A 24,358-nucleotide genomic window follows, 5' to 3' on the forward strand; every position below is an offset into this window, starting at 1 on the left:
TTAAGCCTCAGGCGCGATCAGATAATCGGCCGGCACAGCATCGGTCAGCCACACACCATTGTCGGCGACAAAGAACTTGAAGCCCGCCGTATGCATGCGCCCGGCCTCGACGCGGAAGATGAATGGCTTGCCGTGGCGCTGGCCGACCTTGATGGCGGTGTCTTCATCGCGCGACAGATGGACCTGTTGCCGGCTTTGCGGCTTCAAGCCTTCTGCCAGAATAGCTTCGGCGAAGCGGGTAGCCGTGCCGTGGAAAAGGACATCCGGCGGCGTCACGGGTTTAAGCGCGAGGTCGACCTCGACCGAATGGCCTTGGGCGGCACGTACGCGCAGACCATCCTCGGAAACGGTAAAGCGTTTCTTGTCGCTGTTGGCGGCCACACTCAACACGTCGTCGGCCGTAAACACTTCGCCCGCCGCATGACCCTTGGCGACCAGCTCGGCGATATCGACCCAGCCGTTTTCGCCCAAGGTCAGGCCGATCGCGTCCGGCTTGTGGCGCAGGACGTAACTGAAGAACTTGCTGAGGGCTATCGGATCGCGTGACATGCGGTGTCTTTAATCATTTGGCATTCTCATGTAAATCGCGCCGGGCCATCCAGATTCATATAAAGATATCTTTATATGTTTATTGCATCCGTAACGACATATCGCTATAAGCCGCCCATAACCTCTCTTTGGCGGAATGCACATCATGGCCGACTACATCGTAAAAGACCTCTCCCTGGCCGCCTGGGGCCGCAAGGAAATCGACATCGCCGAGGGCGAAATGCCGGGCCTGATGGCGACCCGCGCCGAGTTCGGCAAGGACAAGCCGCTGAAAGGCGCCCGCATCGCCGGCTCGCTGCACATGACCATCCAGACCGCCGTCCTGATTGAGACCCTGCAGGCCCTGGGCGCCGAAGTGCGCTGGGCGTCGTGCAACATCTTCTCGACCCAGGACCACGCCGCCGCGGCCATCGCCGAAAAGGGCACTCCGGTCTTTGCCATCAAGGGCGAAACTCTGGAAGAATACTGGGACTATGCCCACAAGATCTTCGAATGGCACGATGGCGGTTATCCCAACCTGATCCTCGATGACGGCGGCGACGCCACGCTTCTCTGCGTCCTCGGCCCCAAGGCCGAAAAGGACCTGTCCCTGCTGGCCAACCCGTCGAACGAGGAAGAAGAAGCCCTGTTCAAGGTGATGAAGCGCTATATCGCCGAGAAGCCGGGCTTCTATTCGGCCATTCGCGACGCCATCAAGGGCGTCTCCGAAGAAACCACGACCGGTGTCCACCGCCTCTACGCCATGGCGCAAAAGGGCGACCTGCCTTTCCCCGCCATCAACGTCAATGACAGCGTCACAAAATCGAAGTTCGACAACCTCTATGGCTGCCGCGAAAGCCTGGTCGACGCCATCCGCCGCGCCACCGACGTCATGCTGGCCGGCAAGGTCGCCGTCGTCCTCGGTTATGGCGACGTCGGCAAGGGTTCGGCTGCTTCGCTTCGCAATGGTGGCGCCCGCGTCATCGTCACCGAAGTCGACCCGATCTGCGCCCTCCAGGCTGCCATGGAAGGCTACGAAGTCCGCACCGTCGAAGAGGTCGCGCCGTCTGCCGACATCTTCGTCACCTGCACGGGCAATAAGGACGTCCTGCGCCTCGAACACATGCGCGAGATGAAGCACAACGCCATCGTCTGCAATATCGGCCACTTCGATTCCGAGATCCAGGTCGCGGCCCTGCGCAATTACAAGTGGGACGAAATTAAGCCGCAAGTCCATCACGTCGAATTCCCCGATGGCAAGAAGATCATCGTCCTGTCGGAAGGCCGCCTGGTCAATCTCGGCAACGCCACCGGCCACCCGTCCTTCGTCATGTCAGCCTCCTTCACCAACCAGACCCTGGCCCAACTGGAACTGTGGACCAATGCCGCCAAGTACGAGCACAAGGTCTATACCCTGCCCAAGCACCTCGACGAAAAGGTTGCCATGTTGCACCTGGCCAAGCTTGGCGCCAAGCTGACGGTCCTCAACGCCGAACAGGCCGACTATATCGGCGTATCGGTCGACGGTCCGTTCAAGCCGGACCACTATCGCTATTAATCATTGCAAAGTCCTTTGCTGCGCTCAGTGGCTTTGCGATGTAAAGGTTAAGGCTGTTAAGAAGGCGGCGTCTCGCAGGGGGTGCCGCCTTTTTTCTCCTCCGTCATCGACCGGTTCTTGGGGCGTCGCGATGTTATTTCCCTCACAACAACCTTGCCGTTTCGGCAGCTGGCTGCTCAGCTAGGGCTTTCCAAACAACGCTCACCTCCTTATAAGCCCCCACCATGACCATAGCCTATACCCAAGCCTTCGACGCCTATGTCGTCGCCGCCCTGTTCGACGCCCTCGATGACCCGGTCGTCGCCCTGGCGGACGGCCGTGTCCATTTCCCCGACGCCGATAAGACCTTCGACGCCCACCCGGGTGCCGGCATCCTGGCTGCGGTCCTGCATCCGACCGGCCTCGGCATCATCACCGGCGGCGATGACGGCCGTGTCGTCTGGACATCCAAGGACGCCGGCCCGATCGAGCTGGCCGCCCACAAGGGCGCCTGGATCGACGTTTTGGCCGCGGCGCCCGAAGGCCAGGTCATCGCCTATGTCATCTCCAAAAAAGTCTATGTCCGCGACCTGCTGAAAAAGACCGAGAGCGTCTTTACTCACGACCATTCGGTGTCGGACGTCTGTTTCGATCCCTCCGGCCGCAAGCTCTACTGCGCCACCTATAACGGCGTCGTCGCTTGGTTCTCGCGCATCGCCCAGCAAAAACCGACCAAGCTGTTCTGGGCCGGTTCACACACCAAAATCGCCATGGCGCCGTCGGGCGACTTCGTCATCACCGCCATGCAGGAAAACGCCCTGCACGGTTGGCGGCTGAAGGACAGCAAGGACATGCGCATGGGCGGTTATCCCGCCAAGATCAAGTCGCTCGACTTCTTCGCCAAGGGCAAGCTGCTCGCCACCTCCGGCGCCAATGGTGCGGTGGTGTGGCCCTTCCTGCGCGCCAACGGTCCGATGGGCGAGGACGCTTCCGAGATCAATCCGCTCGAAGGCAGCCTGGTCAGCGTCGTCGCCGGCGCCGCCGAGGAAACCCTGCTGACGGCCGGCACCGAAGACGGCCAGGTTTGGCTGGCCGAGCTGCAGTCGACCAATGTCGAATGGATCAAGCGCGAAAAAGGCGCGGCCATCACAGCGCTCGCTGTCTCCGGCGAGGCCAATCGCATTCTGTTTGGCGATGAAGACGGGACCGTGTATATCTTCGAGAGTGAAGCAGAGGCGTAGGGCTGTGGGGGCCGGCTGATGAGTGACAAAGACGACGAGTTACCGGCAACGCCGTCCGACGACGATGCGCTCGCGCCCGAACTCATCTACGATTCCCAACCAGTCGCCACCGCCACCATAGTCCCGCCAAAGCGCAAATTCCGCCCGCTGCGTTTCCTTGGCCTGTGCATCGCCGGCTTCTTCGCCTTTTCCATCCTGTCGGTCTGTATCCACCGTTTCGTGCCGGTGCCGATCACCATCCTGATGATCGAGCGCGCCATCCAGGGCAAGGGCCTCGACCACCGTTGGGTCGGCGCCAAGGACATCAGCGACAATCTGAAAGTCGCCGTCATCGCTTCCGAGGATGCAAAGTTCTGCATCCACCACGGTTTCGACGTCGAAGCGATCAAAAAAGCCCAGAAATACAACGCCACCCACAAACGGACGCGCGGTGCTTCGACCATCTCGCAACAAACCGCCAAGAACGTCTTCCTGTGGCCAGACCGTTCGTGGGTGCGCAAGGGTTTCGAGGTCTATTACACCTTCCTGATCGAGCACCTGTGGCCTAAGGAACGGATCATGACGGTCTATCTCAACAGCATCGAATGGGCGCCCGGCGTCTATGGCGCTGAGGCCGCATCCCAGCACTGGTTCCACCATTCGGCCAAGACGCTCACCAAGGCCGAAGCCGCCAAGCTGGCCGCCATCCTGCCCAACCCCATCAAGATGAAGGCCAGCGGCGGCAGCCGCTATGTCTCCAGCCGCTCCGGCCATATCCAGGCGGCGGCACGTGCCGTCGACTATCAGGGCATCGATACCTGCGCGGTGGATTAAGATGGATGTGGGCGCCCATTCCGCTGCGGAAGAGGCTATCGCCAATCTCGTCATCGGCATAGGCGCGGTAGCCTTCGGCTATTTGGAACTTACCCGCTCGCGAAGTCGCCAAAAGGCCAGGTTCGCTCGAAAATTCGGCTTGCCACAGGAGGAGGTCGACGCGCTTTTCCGGCCTGTCGAAGGCAATGTTTATCGCGCCTTCGGGAGTTGGCAAGGCGCGGCTATTATTCTCATTGGTGTCAGCCGTTTGTCGGCCTTGCTGTTCGGGCGAATTGATCATGGTTTCAGCGCCTATGTCATGCTGTTTGCCATGGCCAATATTTTCGTCGCGGCGGGATTATCGCTTATCTTCACCGGACGCGCTCTGTATTACACCCGGCGCTTGATGTGGCAGAACTACGCCTCTCCGCGCGATCCGCCAAAACGCTTTGATGGCCATGATTCCTGGTGGGCAACACTCAACATCCTATGGACGCGGCTTTTCGGCGTGACTTTCCTCGGCATCGTTCTCGGCATAATATACCTTGTTAGTAAGTCCTGGTTTGACAAGATTTTGCAGGTGTTCTCATGAAGCCTTTCCTTTTTGCCGCAGCCTTTTTGGTAGCCGGTTCTGCCCACGCCCAAGCCCTGCCGACCGATCTCGCCAAGGCGGTTCACGATTACGACCAGGCCCAAATCCATGGCGATGAGGCCGAGCTCAATCGCTTGCTGGCCGACGATTACGTCCTGGTCAACAGTTCCGGCGCCATGGAAACCAAGCAACAATTCATCGCTGAATCCGTCGGGCCCGGCAACAAGCTCGATCCCTTCACCGTCGAACAGCCGATCGAAAAGGTCTGGGACAATGGCGCCGTCATGGGCGGTGTGGCGACGGTCAGTGGCCTCAGCGGCGGTACACCGTTCAAGGTGACGCTACGCTTTTCCGACATCTGGGCCAAGCGTAACGGCACCTGGCAGGTCATCTATACCCACGCCTCGCGGCAACCGGGATAATCAAAAAAAGGGGGGAACTATGCATAATCTCACAACACTCGCGCAGCAAATGGGGCCGTTCATTCTGATCCCCATCTTGTTTTTTGTGGTCGGCATCGGCGCCGCGTGCAACATCATCTGGGGCCTGCTGAGAGGCGGCCCCAGGGCCTTGACCTTGCCCGGAGCTCCCTACCTTTACGACCGCGTTTATTATTGCCTTCAACTGGTAGCGTTTCTGGGCTGGGCAGGCGCCTTGCTGGCCTTTGTGCCGCTGACGGCGGATAGGGATGACGGCTCCGGCTTCATGATCGGCTGGGGTGTCGGAGCCATTGGCATAGCGGCTCTGTTCCTGACCCGGGCCACCATGATGATCAAAGCAATGAAATACCGGGCCGAACACGGTTTCTGGTTGTCGCGGTTCTTCAACCGCATGCAGGCGGTACAGTTCGAGCGCCAGCCGGCCTGGATGCGTCAATTCATCGCCGTCATCTTTCTCATTGCCGGCACGGGTATATTAATTTTCAATATCCCGCACCTGCCGACCGCACTGGCGCAAATGCAGGCCGGCGCCACGACGATCGTCCATCTTGTAACCAATCCTTGACGGTTCGCCTTAAATAGCCTTCCCTCTCTCCATTAACCTTTGGGAGGGTTGTTATGAAACGTCTGCTTATGTCGGCCGCCTGTGCCGCCCTGTTGTGCGGTTGCGCCACGACCACCACGGCGCCGCCGGTTGCGATTGTCGAACCACCGGTTCCGGCTGTCGAACCGCCCGCGCCACCGATTAACGTGCAAGGTCCGACCGCGGCCGATGCCAAGGCCTATGTCGACGACGCCGAAAAGACCCTGGCCGCCTTGAGCGAATACGACAACCGCGTGCAGTGGGTGCGCGCCACCTTTATCAACTACGACACCGAGTGGCTGCAAACCAAGGCCGACGCGGCCCTGACCGAAACCACGGTCAAGCTGGCCATGGGAGCGGCCAAATTCAACGATGTCGATGCCGACCCGGTCACTCGCCGCAAGCTCAACCTACTGCGTTTGTCCCAGGTTCTGCCGGCGGCCGACGAGCCCGGCGCCGCCGAAGCTCTGGCGACCGTATCGACCCGTTTGGACTCCACCTATTCGACCGGCAAATTCACCTACAAGGGCAAGACCTACAATCTCGACGATGCCTCGAACGTCATGGCCACCAGCCGCGACCCTGTCGAGCTGCGCGCCATGTGGGAAGGCTGGATGTCGGTCGCCGCCCCGATGAAGGACGATTACGCCAAGCTGGCGACGCTCAGCAATGCTGGCGCCCAAGGCCTGGGTTTCAAGGACACCGGAGCGTTGTGGCGGTCGAATTACGATATGGATCCGGACGCCTTTGCTGCCGAAACCGACAAGCTGTGGACCCAGGTCGCGCCCTTCTACAAGAACCTGCACTGCTATGTCCGCCGCAAGCTCAATGAGAAATATGGCGACAGCGTCCAGCCCAAGTTCGGTGCGATCCGCGCCGATTTGCTCGGCAATATGTGGGCCCAGGACTGGTCGAACATCTACGACGTCGTGGCGCCGAAGACGATCCACAGCAGCTATAGCTTGGACAAGGTGTTGGTGGCCAAGAAGTACGACCCGGTGAAGATGGTTCACACCGGTGAGAACTTCTATACCTCGCTGGGTTTCGCGCCCTTGCCGCAGACCTTCTGGGAGCGGTCGCAGATCACCCGTCCGCGCGACCGCGAAGTGGTGTGCCATGCCTCCGCCTGGGACCTCGACAATGCCAGTGATATCCGCATCAAGACCTGTTTGCAGGTCAATGGCGAGGATTTCTACACCATCCACCACGAACTGGGTCACAACTTCTATCAGCGCGCCTATGCCGATCAGCCGTACCTTTTCAAGAACGGCGCCAATGACGGTTTCCACGAGGCGATCGGCGATTTCGTCGGCTTGTCGTCGGTGACGCCGACCTATCTCAACCAGATCGGCGCCTTGGACAAGATCCCGGGCGACAGTGAGGACATTCCGTATCTGCTGAAAATGGCTTTGCAGAAGGTGGCCTTCCTGCCGTTCGGGCTGGAGATCGATCGTTGGCGTTGGGAGGTGTTCTCGGGCCAGATCACCGAGGCGCAGTATAATGAGCGTTGGTGGCAGTTGGTGAACAAGTATCAGGGGATTTCGGCGCCGGGCGTGCGGCCGTCGAACGCTTTCGATCCGGGCGCCAAATATCATGTGGCGGCGTCCGTGCCCTATACGCGCTATTTCCTGGCCGATATCCTCCAGTTCCAGTTCCAGCGCGCGGCGTGCCAGCAGATGGGCTGGCAGGGTCCTTTGTCGCGTTGTTCGGTTTATGGCGAGCGGGCGGTCGGCGACAAGCTGAACCAGATGCTGGCGCTTGGGCAATCCCAGCCTTGGCCGGATACTTTGCAGGTCTTCACCGGTCAACGTGACATGGATGCGACGGCGATCATCGATTATTTCGCGCCGTTGAACACGTGGTTGGAGGAGCAGAATCAAGGGCAGCAGTGCGGTTGGGACAGCTCGATCTAACAAATGGGGTGTGGGGTCCTTGACCCCACATCTTCTCTTGCTTCCTTCTTTGACCTGGCCCGGAGGGCCAAGGATCAAAGAAGGAAATAGGTAAGTCATGGGGCCAGGGGCCCCACACCCCATAAGTTGGAGCGAACATTCCACCATGCCGTCACGCGACTTCGAATTTATCTCCGACGGCGGCTCATTTCAGGGACCCGGTGAGCTTTGGCCGGTGTTCGCGGCTATGGCCGTCGGCCTGGTAATAGTGTTCTGGCTTGTCCGTGGCCGAAATCCGGGAGCTGCTGTCGCCGTTCTCATTGTGGGCGCTGTTCTCCTACCGGCCATCAAATTCGCTGAAGACATCCTCGGCTTTCACCACGATTTCTCAGTCGCAGACTTGCTCGATGGCGCCAAGGGACTGGCCATTGTGATCAATGTCATGTGGCTGCCCCTGGCGCTCGCGGCTTTTGGCTTGGGCTATGTTTTCCGCAAGAAGCCCGCGCCCCTTTGCGAGACGATCTGCGAACTCTAACCCCACGCCCCATAGGTTGGAGATCGGTTCACTGCAGTTCGGCGCATCTCGCCGTCGACACCACGCAAGCGCCGACCTTCCAGATACCTTCACAAACTGCCGGCAGCCAATGCCAGGTATCCCACGCGGATCTGACAACCAGGAATCCGAAACACAAAAGCAGGAAGCCGATGCTTGCCCAGTAAAACCCCGGCGCAGTGTTCCTTTCGATCAGGAAGCCGCCCCTCAACGCCAGCTTTCCGCCCTTCAGGCTTCTGAGTAGCATGAAGAGGCCTATGCAGGCCCCCACCATAACAATCAACGACATCTTCTCCCCCCTTTGGCCGTCTACGAACTCTAACCCCACTTATGGGGCGTGGGACTGGGCGTCCCCGGTCGCGACCCCACATCTTGCGTCTTCTTCCCTTGTCCTTGGCCCTTCGGGCCAGGTCAAAGAAGGAAAACAGGAAAGGCATGGGGCCACAGGCCCCAAACCCCATAGGTTAAGCGAGCTTGATCTCGCGGATGCGCTGCATCAAAAACTCATGCGCCGTAATCGGCTCCGGAAACTGATCCGGACGCTCGGCCGTGACGCAGTTCGGCAAGGTCCTGATCACGTACGGCGATTCAAAATGCAGGAAGAACGGCGTCGAATAACGCGGATAATCCTTGCGCGCCTCTGCCGGATTGATCACCCGATGCTGGGTCGACGGCAAAACCCCATTGGTCAACCGCGACAACATATCCCCGATATTGCACACGATACAGTCGGCCGGCGGCGTGATCGGCAACCACTGCCCGTCACGATCCAGCAATTGCAAACCCGGCTCTTCGGCCCCCAACAATAACGTAATGACATTGATGTCGCCATGCGCCCCGGCCCGTACGCTCTCACCCGGCTGGTTCACCGGCGGATAATGCAATAAGCGCAAGACACTGTTGCCGTCCTTGACGATCGGCGTGAAAAACTCCTTGTCGAGTCCCAGATACACCGCGATCGCCCGCAGCACCTTCTTACCCAAATTATCCAGCGCCACATACAACTCATAGGTCGCGGCATGGAAATCCGCCACCTCGGCCGGCCAGATATTGTCGCCCATGTGATCGCGGAACGGATGGCCCTCCGGCAAGTCCCGCCCGACATGGTAAAACTCTTTCAAATCATGCGCCGTATAACCCTTGGCCGTCTCGACTCCGAACGGCGTATAGCCGCGCGCCCCGCCGGTCCCCGCCTTGTGATACTTCCGCTTGACCTCCTCAGGCAGCGCAAAGAAAGCCTTGGTCGCCGCATCGACACGCGCCAGCAGGGCCGGGTCGATGCCGTGGTTACCCAACACCGCAAAACCGTAACGCTCGAACGCCGCCCCCAGGCGCGCCGAGAAAGCGTCGAAATCGCTGTCGTAAAGCGCCATCGGGACGGGCGGTATGGCGGACGTGACCGGAGCGGTGTCGGGCATGTAGAAAAACCTGATGAGATGATCAATATTTCAGCGGTAAATCTTAAAGGGTGAGGCCCTGGCAAGCAAGAGCACAGTTCGCCACACAGGCCTCAACAACGCGTGACAACCAAAAATGACACACCCGGTTTAATGTACACAGGGTGGGATGATTTATACAAAGAAGTCGGCTATTAACCCTTTAAACAGAAACGCAGCCGTAACAGGGGGCGTCGCACAGTTACAGTTTGAGGTTAAGAGTTGTTTTCGAGGGCTGGTCTTGGTCTGCGGATCGTCAAGGGCGCGTGCATAAGCGCGGCCGTTGCCCTGCTGTGTCTGGGTGTGACCGCCTCGCTGCACGAACCCTCGAAAGCCGCCCCGGCGCCGTCCTCCTCCAATGACGCCCTGGGCGATATCGACCCTGGCCTGCAACCCGTCAACTCCACCAAGGCACTGAAGACCGCCGAACAATCGGTCGTACGCGTCCTCGTCGTCTATCGCGGCTATGGCGGGCAACCGCTCGATACGGTCGGCATGGGCTCCGGCTTCGTCGTCGCCCCCAACTATATCGTCACCAACTATCACGTCGTCGAAGTCCCGCCCGAAGCCTCGAGCGCCGATATCTATATCGTGCCGCAGAAAGATTCCGGCGCCAATTACCAACCAGTCACCCTGGTCAAGCCGTGGGTCGAAGGCGACCTCGCCCTGCTCCAGGCCAAGGGCCTGAAAATCCCGCCGCTGAAGCTGTTCCTGACGCCGTACAAGAATGAGCGCATCGTGACGATGGGCTATCCCGACGTCACCGACCACCTGCTGAACCGCAGCGGCACCGCCCTGCTGGAACCGACCGACGCCTATGTCACCCAAGGCTCGATCGCCCTGATCGCCGGCACCAGCCCCGACGGCAGCCGTGTCGACACCCTGTTCCATACTGCGCCGATCAATCACGGCAATTCCGGCGGACCGTTGCTGAATGAGTGCGGCCAGGTCGTTGGCGTCAACACCTGGACAGCACCATCGACCATGTCGGCCGGCGGCGACCTCGATATCTCGGCCGGGCAATTCGTCGCCACCCACGTTTCGGCGCTCAACACTTTCCTGGCCTCGGCCAATGTTACCCCGATCGTGGTCAATAGCGCCTGCTACGCCAAGAGCGAAGACGAAATCGTCAAGGACGATGCCCTAACACGTGCGCTCACCGCCGCTGCCGATGCCCAGGAACAGCGCCTCGTCGAACAAAAAAAGGCTGAAAGCGATCGCGCCAGCATGGAACGCCTGCAACTGGGCGCCATGGTCATTCTCTCGCTCCTGGTCCTGATCCTGATCGGCCTGATCGTGCGCCGCGAAATGCGCCACCGCGCCGAAATCCACCATAAGGAAAAGGACGCCCCGACGGCCTTCGATACGCCGGTCAAGCCTGATAAGGTGGCGCCGGTCAAACCTGCCAAGGTCGAAAAGCCGAAGGTCGAGCGGATAAAAGGCCCGGCGCCGAAACATCCGATCCCATGGGGCTGGATCCTGCTCGCCTTCATCATCGTCGTCGCCGTCATCGGCTTCCTGATCAAGGATCACGACATTTATAAGCGTCTGCGCCCTGCCAAGGCTGTGGTACCGGCCGCCAGCACGGCCGTGCTGCACATGACCTGCGAAATCGACAAGGCCGCCTCGGCCATGCCTGAGACCGCGGCCGGGCCCATCGATGTCGATTTCGACGGCACCCATGCCTGCGTCAACGGCCGCACACCCTACGAACGCCAAAGCGACGGCACCCTGGTTCGCTTCGACGTAAGCGCGACCGACCCGGTGGCGACGCGCATGGAATTTTCCGCCGACGGCCTGACCTTCAGACGCGCCAATTACCGGCTCGATCCCGCCTTGCACCAATCCTATCTGGCGCAAAAAACCGCGCTCGGTTCCTTCCGCTGCTCTGCCCGCGACGATCAGGGCGCGGTCAACGCCCTGGGTGAAAATCTTGCCAAGGTCCGCGTCCTGTCGCAATCCGTCCTGACCATGGCGCCCGAAACCCAGACGACCTGGCGCTGCCACCGCTCATTGGGCTGACCTTCCGCAATCTTAACCTGGCGCATTGAGCGCCCGCGCCACGTTTGACGCGTAGCCAAGGCCACGCCAGAGTCGTGGGATGTGGCCGCCCGGCGACTGAGGGCGAGAAAAGAACGGGACTATCGCTTCGGCGATGGTCCCGTGAACCTTTGCCCATCTTTGACCTTCATCCTGTGTTCAGTTACAGAGGTCTAAGAGTACGAGTATCGGTGCGGCGGCTACCTGACTCAAAACGTGAATCAGAACAGTGCCTTATCGAAATCTAACAATATCCGGTACAATTCGGATGGAAGTTCTTGCAACACGTATGTCATCGTGAGTCGCTAAGGCTTCTGTCCGGCCAAACAAACCCTCCAACCCGTGCCGGGTGCAGATTGACAAAAAAGGAACAACGCGATGCGTAAGATTTTCGGCGGTAAAACTCTTCTCGTGATGACTGGTGCGGCTTTCATCCTCACCGGTTGCGATACCATCGACACCAGCAACGGTCTCAAGACCCACTCCAACACCAAGACGGGCGCCCTGATCGGCGCGGGGGTCGGCGCTGTCGTCGGCGGTCTGTCGAACAAGAAGGGCAATCAAGCCCGCAAGAACGCCGTCCTCGGCGCGGGTATCGGTGCCCTGGCCGGCGCCGGCGTCGGCGCCTATATGGACCGCCAAAACAAGGACCTGCGCGCCAAGCTTGAAGGCCGCGGCGTCTATGTCACCCAATCGGGCGACAACATCATCCTCAACATGCCGGGCGATGTCACCTTCCAATCGGCCAGCGCCGACCTGTCCTCGGGCTTCATGCCGGTTCTCAATGACGTTGCCGTCATCCTGAACCAGTATCCGTCGACCTATATCGACGTCGTCGGCTATGCCGACAGCCAGGGCGGCGATGCCTATAACCAGGACCTGTCGGAACGCCGCGCCAACGCTGTCGCCGGCTACCTGACCGGCCAACGCGTCAAGTCGGAGCGTATCTATGTCGCTGGCATGGGCGAACAAAACCCGATCGCGACCAACGCCACGCCGGAAGGCCGCGCGCAAAACCGCCGGGTTGAAATCACCCTGCGTCCGGTCGAGCAATAATATCTAACCGCTCATACAGCGGCGGCGTTTGAGCGGAAACGACCTTTTAACCCTGTTTCGTCAGGGAATCTGAACGGCTTTGACGTAAGTTGGGCGGCATGGAATTTCCTTGCCGCCTTTCTTTATTGGGTACCGATGTCGACGCCGTCGATTCGGGCGACGTGTTGGACTTCGTCTCCGAACGCGCCCTGGCCGGCCGACCGGGCCTCGTCACCAATCACAATCTCCACAGCCTCTACCTGTTCCACAAGGAACCGGAGCTGCGTGCCCTCTACGCCCGTGCGGACATCATCGAGATCGATTCGACGCCGATGATCGCCTGGGGTAAGCTGATGGGCCTGCACCTGACGCGCGGCCACCGCTGCACCTATCTCGATTGGCGCGAAGACTTCTGGGCGCGCGCCCAGGCGGAAAAATGGCGGGTCTGCCATGTCGGCGGCCGTCCCGAAGACAGCGAACCGGCCAGGGCCGCCATCCTGGCACGCTATCCCCTGGTCGATCTCGAAGTCCATCACGGCTTTTTCGACATGGACGGGCCCGAAAATGAGGCCCTGCTGCTCGATCTCCACGTCTCCGGCCCCCAGGTTCTGCTGGTCGGTATGGGTATGCCGCGCCAGGAGATCTGGGTCTATAACAATATCGACCGCCTGCCGCCCTGCGTCGTCCTGACCGTCGGCGGCGCCTTCGACTACGAAGCTGGCAGCCAGTACGAGCCGCCGCGCTGGTCCGGACGGTGGGGCGTCGAATGGCTGATGCGCTTCCTGCATGATCCGCAACGCCTGTTCGAACGCTATTTTGTCGAACCCTGGGCCCTGGTCCCCTCTATCCTCGGCGACGTCGCCCGCCGCGCCACTGGCGGCTCCTTCGTCGTGCCGCGCGATTTGAAGCTCGACGTGAAACCGCGTGTCGAAATCCCGACCGCGGCGCCGAAGCCGGCCGTCGCCCTGGCAAAACGCCGCGCCTGATGTCCTAATCCTATCGATTTTTAATGCCCGCTCTTTGAAAATGAGGGCGGGCAGGGGCATCCTCGAACATCAGGTCGCCCGATCATGACACCACTGGACATCAAAGAGGACACGGCTGACGTCGTGACCAGAGACCGCGCGATTCAGGCGCAAGTCGCCCAAGCCGACAAGGCCCACCCCAAAACGGTAACCAAGTCCGCCATGCAGGCCGGCGCGCGCCGCTATCCCGAGCCGCCCCTGCCGCAGCAACACCTGCAGAAACCCGGCAACGAAGCCGATCTCCAACTCCAGCCGATGTACGACGCGCCTTATTATAAAGGCTCAGACAAACTGAAGGACAAGGTCGCCCTGATTACCGGGGGCGATTCCGGCATCGGCCGCTCGGTCGCCGTCCTTTATGCCCGCGAAGGCGCCGACGTCGCCATCGTCTTCCTCGACGAACACGAAGACGCCGAACTGACCCGCGCCATGGTCGAACGCGAAGGCCGCCGCTGCCTGCTGATCGCGGGCGACGTCAGCGATCGCGCCTTCTGTTTCGACGCCGTGCAACAAACCGTCGATCAATTGGGTAAGCTCGATATCCTGGTCAATAACGCCGCCTTCCAGGTCCATACCTACGACTTCGCCGACCTGACCGAAGAGCATTTCGACCAGACCCTGAAAACCAACCTCTATGGCTATTTCCACATGGCCCAGGCCGCTCTGCCGCACCTGAAGGAAGGCAGCGCCATCATCAATACCGGCTCGATCACGGGCATCGAAGGCAATAAGGACCTGCTCGACTATTCAATGACCAAGGGCGGCATCCACGCCTTCACTCGTTCGTTGGCGACGAATCTCATTCCTAGGGGTATCCGCGTCAACGCCGTGGCGCCCGGCCCCGTCTGGACCCCGCTAAATCCTTCCGACAAGGAAGGCCCGGACGTTGCCCAATTCGGCTCGACCACGCCGATGAAACGCCCCGCCCAGCCCGAGGAAATCGCCCCGGCCTATGTCTTTCTGGCCTCGTCGCACTGCTCATCTTACATTACGGGAGAAGTGCTCCCTATCATCGGCGGCTACGGAGGCTAAGCCTACTGTGACGGGCTGCAAACGCGTCATCTTTCTGCGCGGCCTTGCTCGTGTACCAATGTACACGTCGCGGCGGCTGCTCGAAAGCTAACGGTTTTCGCCACGTCACAGCGGTTTAGCGGCGTCGGTGCAATACCGCAAACCTTAAGTTTTATAGTTAACGCCGATTTAACCGGCAGCCGTCACCATGCGCGCAACTCACCCGTTTCGCGTAGGCTCCATGACCGCTTCCCTGTACCGCGACTTCGCGCCGCAAACCGACCCCGTCAAGGGCAAGACCGTGCTGATCACCGGCGGCACCGGCTCGTTCGGCCGCAAGATGACCCAAACCCTGTTACGTGATTTCGACCCGAAAAAGGTCATCATCTTCTCGCGCGACGAGCTCAAGCAATACGATATGCGTTGCGACCTGGAAGACCATTTCACGGCCGACAAACTGGCGAAACTGCGCTTCTTCCTCGGCGACGTCCGCGACCGCCAGCGTTTGCAACTGGCCTTTCGCGGCGTCGATGTCGTCATCCACGCCGCCGCGCTGAAACAGGTGCCGGCGGCCGAATACAACCCGTCGGAATGTATTGCCACCAATATCAACGGCGCCGAAAACGTCGTCTGGGCCTGCCTGCACAACCGCGTCCAGCGCATCGTCGCCCTGTCGACCGACAAGGCCTGTTCGCCGATCAATCTCTACGGCGCCACCAAACTGGCCTCGGACAAGATCTTCGTCGCCGCCAACAACCTGTCCGGTGATATCGGCTCACGCTTCTGCGTCGTCCGTTACGGCAATGTCGTCGGCTCCCGCGGCTCGGTGGTGCCCTTCTTCAAACGCCTGCTCGACAAGGGCGCCAAGGACCTGCCGATCACCGATACCCGCATGACCCGCTTCTGGATTTCGCTGGACCAGGGTGTTGCCTTCGTCCTCTCCTGCATGGAACTGACCCAGGGCGGTGAAATCTTCGTGCCGAAAATCCCCGCCACCCTGGTCACCGACCTGGCGACCGCCATGGCGCCCAAGGCCGGCCACACCGTTATCGGTATCCGCCCCGGCGAAAAGCTGCACGAAATGATGATCTCCGCCGACGACTCGCGCTCGACCTGGGAGCTCGACGATCGCTACGTCATCGAGCCCGAATTCGTCGAATATACCCGCAAGAGCTTCTCCAAGGTTCGCGGCGTCAAGAAGGTCCCCGAAGGCTTCTACTACGCCTCCGACATCAACGAAGAACGCCTCGACGCCGACGGCATTCGCGGCATGATGAAAGCCTATATGGAATAACACCAGCGGCGCTGAGCTTGCTCATCGCCGTTGGCAGCGGGCAAGCGCCCGCCGCCGCCGATGCGGCGAGCCATGCGGCGCTTGAGCTAAAACAGGCGACCGGCTGTTAACTTTTGTCGCCTAACCTGAAAGACGAGTAGGCGAGGCGGAACCCGTCCCGGCGGAAGGGGCCTCGTCTCATGGGACATTGGCTATGACGTTTTTACCTTACGGCCGTCAATCGATCAGCGAAGCCGATATCCAGGCCGTCGTCGATGTTCTGCGTTCGGACTATCTCACGACCGGACCCATGGTCGACCGCTTCGAAGCCGGCCTGGCCGCCGCTGTCGGCGCCAAGGAAGCCGTCGTCGTTGCCAATGGCACGGCCGCCCTCCACGTTGCCATGCTGTCGGAAAACCTGGGACCGAAAGACGTCGTCATCGTCCCGGCCATCACCTTCGCGGCCTCGGCCAATTGCGTCGCCTATTGCGGCGCGCAGGTTGTTTTCGCCGATGTCGACCCCCACACCGGCCTCATCACGGATCAAGCCTTCAACGATGCCCTGGCCCTGATCGCCCGCGACTATCCCGGCTACCGCTTCAAAGGCGTCGTGCCCGTTCACTATGCCGGCCGCCCCGTCGACCTGACCCACATTTCCCATGTCTGCGGCGAACACGGCGCCTTCGTCCTCGAAGACGCCTGCCACGCCATCGGCACGACCGGCCTGCAAGGCAAGGTCGGTTCCTGCCGCACCTCGGATATGGCCTGTTTCTCCTTCCACCCGGTCAAGACCCTGACGACGGGCGAGGGCGGCGCCATCACCACCAATGACCCCGAACGCGCCCGCTACCTGCGCATGATGCGCTCCCACGGCATCGAACGCGATCCAGCCCGCTTCACAGGGCTCGGCATCGACGATGAAAAAGGCCCCTGGGTCTATGAGATGCAGCAACTGGGCTTCAATTACCGTCTGCCGGATCTCAACTGCGCGCTGGGCGTCTCCCAGCTCGAACGCTTGCCCGATTTCGCCGCCAAACGCGCCATGCTCGTCGCCGAATACAGTAAAGCCCTGGCCGGCACCAACATGCCGGTGACCTGGACCCTGCCGTCACCGCATACCGCGCCGGTCTTCCACCTCATGGCTGTTACTATCGACTTCAAGGCCGCCGGCCTTACCCGAGCCCAGGTCATGAAGGGCCTGAAAAACCGCGGCATCGGCTCCCAGGTCCATTACGCCCCGGTGCATCGCCAGCCCTATTGGCAAAAACACGCCCTTGGCCAACGCCATCTTCCGTACGCGGATCAATTCTATCAATCGACCCTGTCCCTGCCGCTCTATGCCGACATGAACCCCGGCGATCCGACGCGCGTAATCCAGGCTCTGCAAGAGGTTCTAGGCCTATGAGCGATTTCGAAATCACCATTGCCGGCCGCAAGATCGGCTCCGCCCACTCGCCCTATGTCATTTGCGAACTGTCCGGCAATCATAACGGCAGCCTCGACCGCGCCCTGACCATGATCGACGCGGCGGCCGAGACCGGCTGCGACGCCATCAAGCTGCAAACCTATACGGCCGACACCATCACCTTGAAATCCGACCGACCGGAATTCCAACTCCATGGCGGCCTGTGGGACGGCTATTCGCTCTACGACCTCTATAACGAAGCCCACACCCCGTGGGACTGGCACCCGGCCCTCTTCGAACGGGCCGCCCAACGTGGCGTCACCATGTTCTCCTCGCCCTTCGACGACACCGCCGTCGACATGCTCGATGCCCTGAACGCCCCGGCCTTCAAGATCGCCTCGTTCGAGCTGGTCGACCTGCCGCTCGTCGCCTATGCCGCCTCAAAGGGCAAGCCGCTGATCATGTCGACCGGCATGGCCAATGACGCCGAAATCAACGCCGCCGTCCAAACCGCGCGCAAATACGGTTCCGGCGAACTGGTCCTGCTGCATTGTGTTTCGGAATATCCCGCCGATATCAATGACGCCAATGTCCGCACCGTGCCCGACCTCGGCCGCAAGTTCGAATGCCCGTCCGGCCTTTCCGACCATACCTTCGGCACGGCGGCCTCGGTCGCGGCCGTCGCTCTGGGTGCCTGCGTTATCGAAAAGCACTTCACCCTGGCCCGCGCCGACGGCGGCCCGGATTCGGGTTTTTCGCTGGAACCGGCCGAGTTCACCGCCCTGGTCCGCGATTGCAAGGACGCCCATAAGGCGCTCGGCCGTGTCCACTACGATACTCTGGGCTCGGAACGCGGCTCGAAAACCTTCCGCCGTTCGCTCTATGTCGTCGCCGATATCAAAAAGGGCGAAGAACTGACCAAGGCCAATGTGCGCTCCATCCGCCCGGGCCTCGGCCTGCCGCCGGTCCGCCTGTGGGACGTGCTTGGCAAAACCGCCTCACGCGACATCGCCCGCGGCGAACCCCTGGCGGATGAAATGATCGCCTGAGTCACCTGCCCATTTTTCAAAGGACGCGCCGAAAATTTCAAGAGCCTCAGGCCTGTCGCCCGAAGCCTTGGCGAAGGGGAGGTCAAGGGTGCTAGCATCCCGGGGGCGCCGACCCTTGACCCGATCATTAAAGGTTCGCCGGCACCTTGCCGCCGCTTTGCGCCAACTGATCCATGACCTCGGCGTGCAGCCAGATATTCATCGCCGCCGAGTCTCTGATATCGCCCTGATAACCCAGCTCCTTGGCCAAGGCCTTGCGGTGCTCCAGGCTCGAATCCAACCCGCATAGCTTCATCAGATCGACGATCGAGGTCCGCCAATTGAGCTTTTCGCCATGCTGCGCCGCCTGGGCGTCTAGAATGGCCGCGACATCGACCGGCTCCATTTCCGCCACGGTCGGTGCCGGCGCCATGGTCGTGGCCGGCGCGATCGCTTCCGATGTTGCCTGAGGCACGGGTATCGCCTGTCCGGCCGGCGCGTGAGCCGCCGGATGCTTGCCGAAGATGAAATCCTTGATGCTGCTGAAGATACCCATGACCGCCTCCTGAAATGACCCCACCCTCGGCGCCACCGTAGCAGCCGTTTGCGATAAAAATGCGATAGGCTTTCGTCGCTGTGGTGGACTGGAAGCTTAAGATTTTGCGATCCACAGATAAGCCAGATAAGGACAGATGTCAGGGCAATCCCCCAACGCCGCAGGCTAATTTCAGGCGCGCAGCGCCATCTGTTCTTATCTGGCTGATCTGTGGATCCCTCCTTCCTCTGTGCGCCGCAAACGCAAACCCTACTTTCCGCCTGTGCAATTCAAGCGGACACGCTATATACGGCAGGACACAGACATCAGAGGCCTTTCATGACCGAGATCAGCGGTATCTGCCCGCCCAAATTCGCCGCCGTCAAGGACGCCTTCGCCGCCAATTTCGCCAATGGCGCCGAACGCGGGGCACGCTTTACCGCCGTCATCGCCGATGAGGTCGTCCTCGACATCTGGGCCGGTACAGCCGACCGCGAAGGCGCCAAACCGTTCGCCGCCGATACCCTGACGCCGGTGTTTTCGACCGGCAAGGCGGTCATGGCGCTGATGGTGGCGCGTCTGGTCGATACGGGCAAGCTCGACTACGAGACGCCGGTGGCGAAAATCTGGCCCGAGTTCGGCCAGAACGGCAAGGCCGCCATCACGGTCGGTCAATTGATCTCGCACCAAGGCGGCCTGTCAGGCTTTTCGCCGCCCCAGGACCCGAGCATCTGGTTTGACGTCCAAGCGACGTTAGACGCCCTCTGCAAACAGGCGCCGTTGTGGCCGGTGGGGGAGGGATCGGGTTATCATCCCGTCGCCGGCGGCTATCTGGTCGGCGAAGTCTTCCGCCGCATCGATGGCCGCAGCTTAGGCACCGCCCTGCGCGACGACCTTGCCAAGCCGTTCAAGCTCGATGTCTTCATCGGCACGCCCGACGAAGAGGCCCCGCGCGTCGCCCAGATGCAGAAGCCGTCCTCGGCGCCGGATCTCGGCACGATCGACGCCATCAAGCAGGCGGCTTTCCTCGATCGCGGTTCGGCCCCGGCCGGTCGCGGTTCGGACGTGTGGCGGCGCATGGAGATACCCTCGGCCAATGCCCACGCCACGGCCTTGGGCCTGGCCAGGCTTTTGGGCGCGGTCGCCAATGGCGGCAAGATCGACGGCCAGAGCGTGATTTCGCCCGACGGCCTGGCCCGCGCCACCCGCGAACGGGTCTATGGCATGGACCGCGTCCTGCCATTCAAGCTGTCCTGGGCCGCCGGCTTCCTGCGCAACAAAGGCCTGAACATCTACGGCACCAACCCCTCCGCCGTCGGCCACAGCGGCTGGGGCGGTTCCTGTGTCATGGCCGACCCCGACAAACGCCTGTCCGCCGGTTACGTCATGACCAAACAATCCGCCTACCTCCTGGGCGACCCACGCCCCGTCGGCCTAATCAACGCCCTCTACGCCGCTTTGTAATGGGGTCGAGGGGGCTGTGCCCCCTCGCCTTAAATCCTTCAATCTTCTCCACGCCCCAAACGCAAATACCAGGGCGCCCAACCAAATAAACGCAAACGACACACCACGCAGCACGGTAAACGGCTCACCCTGGTACAACCCGATCGCAAACGTAATCGTCGGCCCGATAAATTGAATAAAGCCCATGGTCGATAGCGGCAATCGCCGGGCGACATAGGCAAACAAAGCCAGCGGCAACACCGTCACCGGTCCGGTCAGCAGGAACCAGAAGGCGTTGGTGGGATGCAGGAAGAAGTGCCCCTGGCCGGTCGCTTCGAACCACACGATATAGATCAGAGCCGGCAAAAACAGGTAGACGCACTCGACGAACAGCCCGGCCAGAGCATTGACCGGCAATTGCTTGCGCAGGATGCCGTAGCTGCCGAAACTGACGGCCAGGCTGAGCGCGATCCACGGCACATGGCCTATGGCCACGGCCTGAATGATGACGCCGATAACGGCCAGCGCAATGGCGCCCTTGCCCCAATTATCCAGCCGTTCGCGGAACAACAACGCGCCGGCCGCCATGTTGAGCACCGGATTGAGATAGTAGCCCAAGGCGGATTCGACGGTGTGGCCGTTGGTCACCGCCCAGACATAGATGCCCCAATTGGCCGCCACCAGCGCCGAGGTCAGCAGCAGCATCCAGCGCAGGTGCGGCGAGCAGAAGGCCGCGGCAACCTCGGGCCATTGCTTCGTCGCCCAGACCAGACCGCCGGCCCACACCAGGGCCCACACCGAACGATGGGCAATGATTTCGACGGCCCCGCCGCCGAACGCATGGATCGGCATGTAGAATAGCGGCACGAAGCCCCAGATGGCATAGCACATGACGGCCAGGCCGACGGGCGAGAGCAGGGGTGAACTAACGGAACCGGCAGACGACGACATAACGTGCCCCCAAGGCATTTAGAAAATAAAAAAGCTGGCGAAACCTGAGTTCCGCCAGCTTCAAAGCTTGCAAAAATCTCAAGTCCCTCAGGCGTCGGCTTTCGCTGTAATGACGCCGCGTTGGTCGAGCAATTGTGCGATCTGGACGGCATTGAGCGCCGCGCCTTTGCGCAGGTTGTCCGCCGCGACCCACAGATTGATGCCGTAGGGCACAGTGGTGTCGTTGCGGATACGCGATACATAGGCGTCGAACTCGCCGACCACTTCGATCGGGGTCACATAACCACCGGCTTCACGTTTATCGATGACCGAGACGCCCGGCGCTTCACGCAGGATTTCACGGGCCATGGCCTCGTCCATCGGCTCTTCGAACTCGATATTGACCGATTCCGAATGGCCGACGAAGACCGGTACGCGCACGCAGGTGACGGTCAGGTTGATCGTCGGATCGATCATCTTGTGCGTCTCGTTCCACATCTTGGCTTCTTCATCGGTATAGCCGTCTTCCATGAAGCTGCCGATGTGCGGGATGAGGTTAAAGGCGATCTGCTTCGGGAATTTCTTGGGCGTCTTGTCGCCCATGCCGTAGAGGGCCTTGGTTTGATCCCAAAGCTCGTCCATGCCTTCCTTGCCGGCGCCGCTGACCGATTGATAGGTCGAGACGACGACGCGCTTGATCGGGGCGACATCGTGCAACGGCTTCAGGACCAGGACCAGTTGCGCGGTCGAGCAGTTCGGATTGGCGATGATGTTCTTTTTCGTGGCCAGCCAGATATCGTCCGGGTTCACTTCCGGCACGATCAGCGGCACGTCGGGATCCATGCGCCAGACGGACGAATTGTCGATGACGATGGGACCCTGGGCGCCGATTTTCGGCGACCATTCGCGCGACACGGCGCCGCCGGCGCTCATCAGCACAATATCGACCTTGGTGAAGTCGAAGGTTTCGAGATTCTGGCATTTCAGGGTGCGTGTGCCGAAGGAGACTTCCACGCCGAGCGATTTACGCGATGCAACCGCGTAAATTTCCGAGATCGGGAAATTGACCTCTTCGAGGATCGCCATCATTTCGCGACCCACAGCGCCGGTGGCGCCGACAACGGCGACCCGATAACCCATCTTGAGCTCCTGATAAAACTGTGCGCGGCACATTCACGCAAGCGCGCAAATGACGCTTTTCCCGCCATTTTACAAGGGCAAATAACTAATTTGGCAGTTTATGCCTGCTATCTGGCAGCCATCAGCATGCCGTCGAGACCGCTCGGGCGCGTGGTGCGCAGGACGCGATCAAGGGCGCCGATCAGCGATTCGGAGGTAAACGGCTTCACCAGATGGCCATCGCCGCCGGCTTCGCGCGCCTGGTCGATATGCTCATCGTCGGTATTGCCGCTCAGAAAAAGGATCGGTGTATAACCGAGCAGAAAGCCGTCTTCCATCTGACGGATTTCCTTGGCCGCCTGCAAACCCGACTTGACCGGCATTTCCATGTCCATCAGGACGGCATCGTACTCATTCACCTGATACGCTTCCACGGCTTCGGCACCGTTTTCGGCAAAGTCGACATCGATACCCGTCGTTGCCAGCATGAGATCGATCATCTTACGCAGGGTCGAATTGTCTTCAACGCACAACAGTCTCACAACCTTACTCCTTCCCGCGGGGCGCATTACGCTTACTGATTCGGCCCCGTAACAATCTTATACATTATGTGTCTTGTTCAAAGATGAATATCCACATTGCTTTTTTATATCGCCAGTGTGGTTTTTCATTGGCCGAATCCGTGCATAAACCGTGCCCACACAAGGGGTTGTGCGCCAAACCGTACACAATCACGACAAATTGCGATTGTCCGGACTCGGCGAAATCGTAAAGAAATCTGCATGAACATGGACGTGATCATTATCGGCGGCGGTCCGGCAGGCGTGAGTTGCGCCATCTGGCTGCGCAAACTGGGCGTGTCTTGCGTCCTGCTCGAGGCCTCGAATGGGCTGGGCGGCCTGCAAACCCGCAGCCCGTATGAGAATTTGTGGATACCCGGAGTCGAGGGCAAGACGGGTCAGCAGGTCGCGGCCTCACTTGCCCACCATGCCCGCTCCGTAGGCGTCGACCCGCGGCTGAACTGTCGTGCCTTGAGCGTGTCACCGGACGGCCGCGAGGTCACAACAGCCCAAGGCGTGTTCCGTGCACCCCATCTTGTCATCGCCACCGGTTCGACGCCGCGCACCGGCGGTTTCAAAGCGGCACACAATGTCGCCATCGGGCCTGGCGTCGCCATGGAATCCCTGAATGTAACAGGCCGCCGGGTGGCGATCCTGGGCGGCGGCGACAATGCCTTCGACCAGGCGCGTTTCGTCCGCGACCGCGGCGGCGAGGTGACGGTTTTTACGCGTTCGCCGCCGTGCGCCCAGGGCCTGCTGCAGGACCTTATCAAGGACGTCACGGTCCTTGCTGGCCCTTACCGCGCCGAACAGAAATCGATGACAGTCAATAATGACGCCTTTGACGCCTTCGGTGTCATGTACGGTTTCAAGGCGGTGGTGCCCGACGGCTTGGACCTGCGCCAGCGCGACGGCTATATCGAGGTCGACCGCTTCGGCGAAACCAGCATCCCCGGCGTCTTCGCCTGTGGCGAAGTCACCGACTATTGGCACCCCTGCGTCACGACCGCCTGCGCCCACGGCATCCAGGTCGCCAAACAGATATCGCTGCGACTGGAAAAGTAAGAAACCCCACCACCGACGCGCTCTTGCGCGTCGGTGGTGGGGTTTCTTGCTTTCTATGCCAACACTCCGATTGAGGCATAACCGCCAATCACATGGTCCGTTCGGCCCTCAACGGAGTGATCTTGGCTCGGATTGTCGCACCCAAGCCGCTCTCCAACCCATAACGCGCACTCCGAATTCGAAATAAATATCAATAATATCAATTGGATATCTATTCGGAGCGCGGGAATCCCGGCAAAGCCGCCCAGGCTACTCCGAATGGTCCGCCCACCCGCCGTCCCAACAAACCAAGCTG

General features: G+C 60.6%; 24 protein-coding genes. 17 read left to right on the forward strand and 7 right to left on the reverse strand.

Translation table 11 applies throughout. The annotated features are described in order from the left end of the window. Entirely contained in the window at positions 1–549 is a 549-nt protein-coding gene (locus AC1DX3_RS20205) for an RNA 2'-phosphotransferase (protein ID WP_476991142.1), read from the reverse strand. Between the two features lie 145 nt (positions 550–694). Here AC1DX3_RS20205 and ahcY point away from each other — a divergent pair, with 145 nt between their 5' ends. From ahcY to AC1DX3_RS20245, 8 genes are all read left to right on the forward strand, one after another. After that, positions 695–2,086, forward strand: a complete 1,392-nt coding sequence (gene ahcY, locus AC1DX3_RS20210) for an adenosylhomocysteinase (protein WP_476991143.1) — start codon at positions 695–697, stop codon at positions 2,084–2,086. Between the two features lie 224 nt (positions 2,087–2,310). Next, entirely contained in the window at positions 2,311–3,306 is a 996-nt protein-coding gene (locus AC1DX3_RS20215; protein WP_476991144.1) for a WD40 repeat domain-containing protein, read from the forward strand. Positions 3,307–3,324: 18 nt separating this feature from the next. Beyond that, the gene (gene mtgA / locus AC1DX3_RS20220; RefSeq protein WP_476991145.1) at positions 3,325–4,119 is read left to right on the forward strand and encodes a monofunctional biosynthetic peptidoglycan transglycosylase; all 795 of its coding nucleotides are present in this window, start codon (positions 3,325–3,327) and stop codon (positions 4,117–4,119) included. Between the two features lies 1 nt (position 4,120). Beyond that, positions 4,121–4,690, forward strand: coding sequence for a hypothetical protein (locus tag AC1DX3_RS20225; RefSeq protein WP_476991146.1), 570 nt, complete (start codon positions 4,121–4,123; stop codon positions 4,688–4,690). Beyond that, positions 4,687–5,112: a nuclear transport factor 2 family protein gene (locus AC1DX3_RS20230; protein WP_476991147.1), complete on the forward strand. Its 426-nt coding sequence runs from the start codon at positions 4,687–4,689 to the stop codon at positions 5,110–5,112. The genes AC1DX3_RS20225 and AC1DX3_RS20230 overlap by 4 nt, the downstream gene beginning before the upstream one ends. A 19-nt stretch (positions 5,113–5,131) precedes the next feature. Further along, positions 5,132–5,695 (forward strand): hypothetical protein, encoded by a 564-nt coding sequence (locus tag AC1DX3_RS20235; RefSeq protein ID WP_476991148.1) that lies wholly within the window; start codon positions 5,132–5,134, stop codon positions 5,693–5,695. A 53-nt stretch (positions 5,696–5,748) separates the two neighbouring features. Next, positions 5,749–7,626 (forward strand): M2 family metallopeptidase, encoded by a 1,878-nt coding sequence (locus tag AC1DX3_RS20240; protein ID WP_476991149.1) that lies wholly within the window; start codon positions 5,749–5,751, stop codon positions 7,624–7,626. 145 nt (positions 7,627–7,771) lie between these two features. Continuing rightward, the gene (locus AC1DX3_RS20245) at positions 7,772–8,140 is read left to right on the forward strand and encodes a hypothetical protein (RefSeq protein WP_476991150.1); all 369 of its coding nucleotides are present in this window, start codon (positions 7,772–7,774) and stop codon (positions 8,138–8,140) included. A gap of 28 nt (positions 8,141–8,168) precedes the next feature. Here AC1DX3_RS20245 and AC1DX3_RS20250 read toward each other — a convergent pair whose 3' ends face one another. Together AC1DX3_RS20250 and AC1DX3_RS20255 are read right to left on the reverse strand one after the other, a co-directional pair. Next, positions 8,169–8,447, reverse strand: coding sequence for a hypothetical protein (locus tag AC1DX3_RS20250; RefSeq protein ID WP_476991151.1), 279 nt, complete (start codon positions 8,445–8,447; stop codon positions 8,169–8,171). 175 nt (positions 8,448–8,622) lie between these two features. Next, positions 8,623–9,576, reverse strand: a complete 954-nt coding sequence (locus AC1DX3_RS20255; protein WP_476991152.1) for an isopenicillin N synthase family dioxygenase — start codon at positions 9,574–9,576, stop codon at positions 8,623–8,625. 321 nt (positions 9,577–9,897) lie between these two features. Between AC1DX3_RS20255 and AC1DX3_RS20260 the strand changes: the two genes are divergently transcribed. The 7 genes from AC1DX3_RS20260 (at position 9,898) to pseI (ending at position 18,432) form a co-directional block, all read left to right on the forward strand. Beyond that, positions 9,898–11,616, forward strand: a complete 1,719-nt coding sequence (locus AC1DX3_RS20260) for a S1 family peptidase (protein ID WP_476991153.1) — start codon at positions 9,898–9,900, stop codon at positions 11,614–11,616. A 396-nt stretch (positions 11,617–12,012) separates the two neighbouring features. Beyond that, positions 12,013–12,690 carry a YiaD family glycine zipper/OmpA-like lipoprotein gene (locus tag AC1DX3_RS20265; protein ID WP_476991154.1) on the forward strand — a complete coding sequence of 226 codons (678 nt, stop codon included), beginning with the start codon at positions 12,013–12,015 and terminating at the stop codon, positions 12,688–12,690. Between the two features lie 98 nt (positions 12,691–12,788). Continuing rightward, on the forward strand, positions 12,789–13,655 hold the full coding sequence (locus AC1DX3_RS20270; protein WP_476991155.1) for a WecB/TagA/CpsF family glycosyltransferase: 867 nt from the start codon (positions 12,789–12,791) through the stop codon (positions 13,653–13,655). A gap of 123 nt (positions 13,656–13,778) precedes the next feature. Then, positions 13,779–14,726: an SDR family oxidoreductase gene (locus tag AC1DX3_RS20275; RefSeq protein ID WP_476991156.1), complete on the forward strand. Its 948-nt coding sequence runs from the start codon at positions 13,779–13,781 to the stop codon at positions 14,724–14,726. Positions 14,727–14,946: 220 nt separating this feature from the next. After that, a complete protein-coding gene (pseB, locus tag AC1DX3_RS20280) occupies positions 14,947–15,999 on the forward strand; it encodes a UDP-N-acetylglucosamine 4,6-dehydratase (inverting) (protein ID WP_476991157.1) in 1,053 nt (350 codons plus the stop codon). A gap of 193 nt (positions 16,000–16,192) precedes the next feature. Continuing rightward, complete coding sequence (gene pseC / locus AC1DX3_RS20285; protein WP_476991158.1) at positions 16,193–17,383, forward strand: UDP-4-amino-4,6-dideoxy-N-acetyl-beta-L-altrosamine transaminase; 1,191 nt, start codon at positions 16,193–16,195, stop codon at positions 17,381–17,383. Further along, the gene (gene pseI, locus AC1DX3_RS20290) at positions 17,380–18,432 is read left to right on the forward strand and encodes a pseudaminic acid synthase (RefSeq protein ID WP_476991159.1); all 1,053 of its coding nucleotides are present in this window, start codon (positions 17,380–17,382) and stop codon (positions 18,430–18,432) included. Before pseC ends, pseI begins: the two co-directional genes overlap by 4 nt. 127 nt (positions 18,433–18,559) lie before the next feature. Here the strand turns inward: pseI and AC1DX3_RS20295 are convergent, their stop codons facing one another. Then, entirely contained in the window at positions 18,560–18,967 is a 408-nt protein-coding gene (locus AC1DX3_RS20295) for a DUF3597 domain-containing protein (RefSeq protein ID WP_476991160.1), read from the reverse strand. Between the two features lie 318 nt (positions 18,968–19,285). Here AC1DX3_RS20295 and AC1DX3_RS20300 point away from each other — a divergent pair, with 318 nt between their 5' ends. Next, the gene (locus AC1DX3_RS20300) at positions 19,286–20,410 is read left to right on the forward strand and encodes a serine hydrolase domain-containing protein (RefSeq protein WP_476991161.1); all 1,125 of its coding nucleotides are present in this window, start codon (positions 19,286–19,288) and stop codon (positions 20,408–20,410) included. Here the strand turns inward: AC1DX3_RS20300 and rarD are convergent. The 3 genes from rarD to AC1DX3_RS20315 all read right to left on the reverse strand — a co-directional run bounded on the left by rarD (position 20,381) and on the right by AC1DX3_RS20315 (position 22,980). Further along, positions 20,381–21,340, reverse strand: a complete 960-nt coding sequence (gene rarD / locus AC1DX3_RS20305) for an EamA family transporter RarD (protein ID WP_476991162.1) — start codon at positions 21,338–21,340, stop codon at positions 20,381–20,383. The two genes, AC1DX3_RS20300 and rarD, sit on opposite strands and share 30 nt — an antisense overlap. A gap of 87 nt (positions 21,341–21,427) precedes the next feature. Further along, entirely contained in the window at positions 21,428–22,459 is a 1,032-nt protein-coding gene (locus AC1DX3_RS20310; RefSeq protein ID WP_476991163.1) for an aspartate-semialdehyde dehydrogenase, read from the reverse strand. 107 nt (positions 22,460–22,566) lie between these two features. Next, positions 22,567–22,980, reverse strand: coding sequence for a response regulator (locus AC1DX3_RS20315; protein ID WP_476991164.1), 414 nt, complete (start codon positions 22,978–22,980; stop codon positions 22,567–22,569). A 240-nt stretch (positions 22,981–23,220) separates the two neighbouring features. On the opposite strand from AC1DX3_RS20315, the gene AC1DX3_RS20320 reads away from it, so the two are divergent. Next, complete coding sequence (locus AC1DX3_RS20320) at positions 23,221–24,063, forward strand: NAD(P)/FAD-dependent oxidoreductase (RefSeq protein ID WP_476991165.1); 843 nt, start codon at positions 23,221–23,223, stop codon at positions 24,061–24,063. The last annotated feature ends 295 nt before the right edge of the window (positions 24,064–24,358 follow it).

The organism is Asticcacaulis sp. P2_B1 (assembly GCF_056404915.1).